Annotated in this window: 5 protein-coding genes and 1 pseudogene; all 6 read right to left on the bottom strand. The window is 56.9% G+C overall.

Annotation, left to right across the window (positions count from 1 at the left end):
* Window positions 1–814, bottom strand: an 814-nt coding sequence (locus CVM73_RS38455; RefSeq protein WP_146006747.1) for an IS66 family transposase, incomplete at its 3' end; no start/stop codon positions are given.
* A 74-nt stretch (window positions 815–888) separates the two neighbouring features.
* Window positions 889–1,233 (bottom strand): IS66 family insertion sequence element accessory protein TnpB, encoded by a 345-nt coding sequence (tnpB, locus tag CVM73_RS38450; protein WP_100236906.1) that lies wholly within the window; start codon window positions 1,231–1,233, stop codon window positions 889–891.
* Window positions 1,230–1,571 (bottom strand): transposase, encoded by a 342-nt coding sequence (locus tag CVM73_RS38445; RefSeq protein WP_245452376.1) that lies wholly within the window; start codon window positions 1,569–1,571, stop codon window positions 1,230–1,232. Before CVM73_RS38445 ends, tnpB begins: the two co-directional genes overlap by 4 nt.
* Window positions 1,572–1,981: 410 nt before the next feature.
* Window positions 1,982–2,143, bottom strand: a pseudogene (locus tag CVM73_RS41915) (transposase); the annotation flags it as partial.
* A gap of 619 nt (window positions 2,144–2,762) precedes the next feature.
* The gene (locus CVM73_RS39590; RefSeq protein ID WP_146006746.1) at window positions 2,763–3,371 is read right to left on the bottom strand and encodes a hypothetical protein; all 609 of its coding nucleotides are present in this window, start codon (window positions 3,369–3,371) and stop codon (window positions 2,763–2,765) included.
* A gap of 399 nt (window positions 3,372–3,770) precedes the next feature.
* The gene (locus CVM73_RS39585) at window positions 3,771–5,300 is read right to left on the bottom strand and encodes a hypothetical protein (protein WP_146006745.1); all 1,530 of its coding nucleotides are present in this window, start codon (window positions 5,298–5,300) and stop codon (window positions 3,771–3,773) included.
* Between the last annotated feature and the right edge of the window lie 345 nt (window positions 5,301–5,645).

Below are 5,645 nucleotides of genomic sequence, written 5' to 3'. Positions count from 1 at the left end.
GAGCGAGCGTCGGCAAGGTGGTTTCGTCGGCAAAGACCCGTTCGGCCTTCTTGACCTCGCTGAAGATGTAGTCGGCCATGATCTCGAGCTCGAAGCCGAGCTTGCCCATCCATTGCGCCATCAGCTGCCGGTCGAGTTCGACACGATCGCGGGCGTAGATGGCCTCCTGCCGGTAGAGCGGCAGGCCATCGGCATATTTGGCGACGGCGATCTGGGCCAGAAGGGCTTCGGTCGGAATGCCTCCTTCGATGATATGAGCTGGGGCCGGCGCCTGGATCACGCCGTCCGCGTTCTTGAAGGCATACTTGGGGCGGCGCGTGACGATGACACGGAACTTCGCCGGCACCACATCCCGACGCTCTGACACGTCCTCGCCGATCAGCACCTTCTGCTTACCGGCATGCACGGCCAGCTCTTCCGGCTCAATGACGGTTTCGATCCGTTCCAGATGGGGCGCAAAGCCCTTGCGCCGGCGCGGTGCACGCTTGCCATCCGTTTGCGCATGCCCCTTGCTGACCTGAGCCTTGATCGCAGCGATGCCGATCTCGATCTCCTCGAAGGCAAAGGCTTGCTGTTCGTCATCGGTGCTCGCAGGGCCGAGCTTCTCCGATCGTCGGCCGAACCGGGCGCGGTCGAAGGCCTTCAGGATCTGTGTCAGCCGCGCGATGCGCGCATCGGCATCGGCGTTGCGGGCCTTGAGATCGGCGACTTCGCTCGCCAAGGCATCGGCGCGAGCCACTTTCTCGGCCATGGCAAGAACCATGGCCTTCAGCGTCTCTACGTCATTCGGGAGGCTGAGATCGGGCGGCGACATTGACCCGACCAGAGCACATTTTGCTCCGGTTCTCTCGTCCTTTCAGGCCGTTGATTCACTTCGCCGCAGTGCTTTTACCCAACAATCTCCGGCGGCTTAACCGCCATAGTCCGGACCCGCTTCCAATCCATCCCGTCCACGAGCGCCATCAACTGCGCCGGATTCAGCTGCACCCGATGATGTCCGATCCGCGGCCAGCAGAACCTCGCCTTCTCAAGACGTTTTAAATAGAGGCACACGCCGGAGCCATCCCACCATACGATCTTGATTCTGTCGGCCCTTTTGGCCCGGAACACATAAAGCGCACCGTCGAACGGATCTGAGCCCGCATCGCGCACCAGCGCAACAAGGCCGTCGATCCCCTTGCGGAAGTCGACTGGATGGCTGGCCAGGTACACCTTCACACCAGAGGGGATCATGCCGAACGGACCGCCCGGATCACCCGCTGCAAATGCGCCTCGTCGACATCCACGCCGGCGCGCACTACCACCTCGCCAATGGCAATCTCGATCACTGACATGCACGCCATCGCGGCTTCGCGACTCGAAGACTGCGAGGGGCAAGTTCGTTCGGCCCGAGCATCGCGACGCCACGCGAAGAGCTGCGACGGGTGAATGCCGATCCGATGGGCGATCCCCGATACACTCGCGCCGGGCTCCAGCGCCTCTGCCACCACTTGTGCCTTGAACTCATCCGACCAGCGTCGGCGAAGTTGTCGCGGAGCCCCCTCAAGACGCTCGGCGACCGCTTCGATCATATGGAAGGTTCTAGTTTCAGAACTAGGCGCAGACATAGAAGCTCACATCGGCTCACAGACTCAGCAGCCGATAGCCGATCGCTCCCCACTCCGCCAGACGGGATCTCTTTGCCGCTTACGATGGAGTTGGTCCATGATCGTCAGCCAAAACGTGCCGCGCAGCAAATAGGTCAGACGATCGGGACCGAATACCCCATCTCTTCCGTAAAGCGGCTGCGCTTCATGCTCTGGTCCTCATATGGGCCAGAGCGAACTTCAATCTGGATTAAGTCGAGGGGGCAAGGTCACTTGCTCTCACGCTTCAGCGTATCGCCAACGGCTGGCCCAACAGCGAAATCGACGCGCTTATGCCATGGAACCACGCCACCTGACGGCCTCAGCTTGCCGCTTACCTTGCAGAGCTCCTTGCGCCACCTGAACAGCTGGCTCACATGAAGCCCGGCCATGCGAGCCACCTCGGAAACATTGGCTCCGGGCTCAAGCGATGCTGCAACGAGCCGTTCCTTCTCATCCTGCGACCAACGGCGCCGCCGCTCGACCGATGTGATCACCTCCGCCCTCGAAATCGTCATAGCGCTTCTCCTAGGATTACCCCTAGGACCTGCAGCGATTGCGTTCGTCAAACAAGGCGGCTTTTGGCGGAGGGATACGATATTCCGGAAGGCCGAACTTTCGCTCTGGCATGGGCAGCGACTACGACGCCGAGATGTGGTTCGATGACGAGTGCGGGCAGAACTGGCGAAGGTGACGCTTGGGAGACAAAGAGAGGCGGCGCCCCGACTGGGCTAGCCGCGCTCTGTGCCTGGCGTTGGCCGTCGTGCGATACACGGGTTTTTCTTTTCGAAGGCCTTCAGCGGACGGATACTCATCGACCACAAAAGAGCCCACCGTGGTACTCGCATCGATTTCCGATTTTTCTCCTTTCGGAGGTCGTCGCAAGCTTTGGTTAGCTACTGCAAGGCTTGCCTGCTCTCCAAAAGACAGTTTTCAGAGGACGGTGGCAGGGCAGCCTCTTGAGAGTGCGTTCGTCGTAGCGGGAGTCTCCCTGTCTCCCTCGTCGTCGCTGCTGAAGTAACTATCGGTCAGAGCTGGTAAAGTGAGCCCGCCCGCGTCAGACAGCCCAAACAGTCGTTTGGACTATTTCAATGCAACTGAGCATAGAAGGAGAATACGACCCGTCGAAACGAGCAGTTACTGCATCTTACCAACAAAAATGCAGTCCCAATACATACTATCTTTCCAAGCTTGATCCCTCTGATCACGCTCCCAGGCCCATTGGCTCCGATTGCCGGATGGATTGGTCGGAGAGGGGCAAAGCGCCAATATTTGATTTGCAACACCGGGAGTCGCGCCTTGCGCGAGATATTGAAAAAACGGATTTTGGTTCTGCTTAGTGGCCAACGTCTGACCGGCAGCGTCAAGGCTTGGATTCTTAATTCCTAAAGTGCGGGCCAATAACAGCTCTACAGCGGCCAGGTGCAATGGAAAACCTGGCGAGTTCGCTACAGCGGAGGCGAGGACCTGCGCGGGGACCGAAAGAATGGCACTCTTTGCGAAGGGAGCAACGATAGGTCCAAGCTCGTCGAGAACCTTGTCGCACAGGTTGGCCTGAGCTGACCCGAGATAGTTTCCTGTAGCCTGCAGATATGTGCAATCATCAGGCCGAAATGTGCAGCGCTTGTCGGGAATGTCGTCACTACAGTATCGCAACCAACCTTTCTGTATACAACGACCGTTGAATGGGATGATACACGGACGGTTATCCTCCATCCATTGAACCCAACGATCAAATGCGTTCACGTCTCTAGTCACGGTCGCATACAACATTACGCCTAACGCCTGATCAGGCGAGAAGGACACGTCATAGTTGGGATATGTCCAACCGATACGGCGTGGCGATCGCCACCAACGCCCATCGCTTCCCTGTGCCAGGCGTACCCCGTTGCATCCTCTGCTATCGCCCGCTGCGCAAAGCAGGCCATTAAACAAAGTCATGTCCCCATCATCGCACTTATATGGATCTGTTGGCGAGTACTTCGAGGGAAAAGGGTTTCCCGTTGCTGTACACAAGAAAGCCTGCGGAGGGTCCCAAAAAGCGAGAGCATCCGAGAGTGGGGTGGCCGAAGCACTAACCCCCGAAATGGCTAGGAACACAACAACCGCGAATCCAACAAATAACCGACCCATGGGCTAAGCCCTTCAGCAGGAAGTATGTGGCGTGGGAACACATGCGCGTTCGAGATCGATCTCTATCTGCCCCGGTGATCCGATCACTTGTGTCTTTGAAAAATCAACCGATAGGTTCACTGGGGCAGGTCCCGAGCCTTTCGACACAAAACCAATTTTTACACCGCCATAATCTCGACAGGGCGAAAGCGCTTCGAAACGAGCGTTATTCATGTTGATGCACTGTGGCAATCCGATGCTGATTGACGGTTCGATGGATGCTGGGTGCGGTATGGCTTGATTAAATGCCTGCTTCAGTTCCGAACCGAACGACATCGCGTGTCTCGTTCCGGTATCCACTTCCAGTGTGGCATCTAGATTTGCCAGCTCCAGATTGATCGATCCGTTGGGCTTAACGATCGGCGGCGCAATGGATATTGATGGGTCGTGGGCCAGTCGCGCTGGCAACGATTTTCCCGTTGCGCTGTCAACCGCTTTCAAATCGTCTATAATGATAGACGCCTTGATCGAGGGGGCGCCTCCGTTTCCACTTATATCCACCGTGACGCCAGCTATCACGAAGCTGATACCGATCTTAGAAGACGAGCCCGATGGCTGATATGTCGCCGTGACAATCATCGGAAACAGTCCGCCAATTAGACCGTAGCGCTCGTCCGAGGGAGAGCTAATCTTTTGCGGCGCTATGAGGCTATCGCGGATCGTGATGCTTGCAATAGCGTAAGGGTAATTAGAAAAGAAGGAGGTTAGGCCTTTGCCTTCGCTAAGCGCCTTCGAGAGGCTGTTCGTTTTGATGAAGGTTCTGGCGTGGCTGACAGTTCCCTTCGCGACGACGTAAGGTCCCTGGTGAAACACAACGTCGGCTGGGTTTGCTACAGTTGTGGCGAGGTAGTCCGGAAACGCTAAATCCGCGGAAAGCGGCCAGACCTTCTGACGATCAGATGGTGCTGGCAATGGGACCCATTTCGAACTGTCCCATTGTGCGAATGACAGCTGAATTGAAATGTTCGATGTCGCTGGGATGCTGGGAAGGTTCACCACGTATTGGGGCGGGATTGCGATCGGATACGGGATTCTGACTGGGACAGGTAAAGCGACCCGGAAGAAATTGTTGACGTCAAGAGCGCAAACCAAAAGGTGGAAGAGCTCTGACCCTGGTGGACCGACCAGCGGAATGTCGCCTGATAGGCATCCCGCAGAAACATCTATTGTGTGAAACGTGCACTGAGCGGCACGCAATTCAGCCACAACAGATAAGGCTACGGTTGTGTTTACGGTGCCTGATACCAAATTGTAATGCGACTCACGACGGTCACCGAAATGCGAAAGAACACCTGTGAGCTGCGGCGTAGTGCAAACCGTGCCATTGTTGTGATAGTATCCGTCGTATGAGGAGCCGCCCAGATGATCGATGAGGTTGAATAAACCTCCAGCCATTGCCACAACGATGTCATCACGCGCGTATTGGTATTGGGCTTGTGCTTGAGTGAGACAAGTGCACCAAGCTACGACAGTCAAAGCCACTACGACTCTGAGTGAGCTCATTGGGGACCCTTCCGTGAGCGGAGGCTCCAAAAAGCCCCTTACTATTCGGGAGCCGCTGCCCGTCTATGAAAAACCACGAACGTCAATTTGAAACAATAGTGAGCCCAGTGCCTGCACTTATGTTCCATAAAACGGTATCACCAATGTAAAGCGCACCGCCTCCCGCTTTAGCAGCGGGGTCTGGGTTCGGTGGATTGCCATCGTGAACATCGACAACTGTAAAACCCGCTGGCGGAGGCGGGGCGGGCGGAGGGCTGATCGGGACCCTACAGGCCTGAGGACCCAATCCCCCACTGATCGGGGAGTTGTAGTTTCCCGGGTGGAGAAAGAGGGGGCTGAAGGCGT

The sequence above is a fragment of the Bradyrhizobium forestalis genome (assembly GCF_002795245.1).
In the GTDB taxonomy this organism is placed as follows: Bacteria; Pseudomonadota; Alphaproteobacteria; order Rhizobiales; family Xanthobacteraceae; genus Bradyrhizobium; species Bradyrhizobium forestalis.
This window is presented reverse-complemented; position numbering and strand designations above follow the sequence as displayed.

Coding starts and splice junctions, on each gene's coding strand:
- CVM73_RS39585 (WP_146006745.1), bottom strand. CDS start 5,300: ATGAGCTCACTCAGAGTCGTAGTGGCTTTGACTGTCGTAGCTTGGTGC.
- CVM73_RS38445 (WP_245452376.1), bottom strand. CDS start 1,571: ATGATCGAAGCGGTCGCCGAGCGTCTTGAGGGGGCTCCGCGACAACTT.
- tnpB (WP_100236906.1), bottom strand. CDS start 1,233: ATGATCCCCTCTGGTGTGAAGGTGTACCTGGCCAGCCATCCAGTCGAC.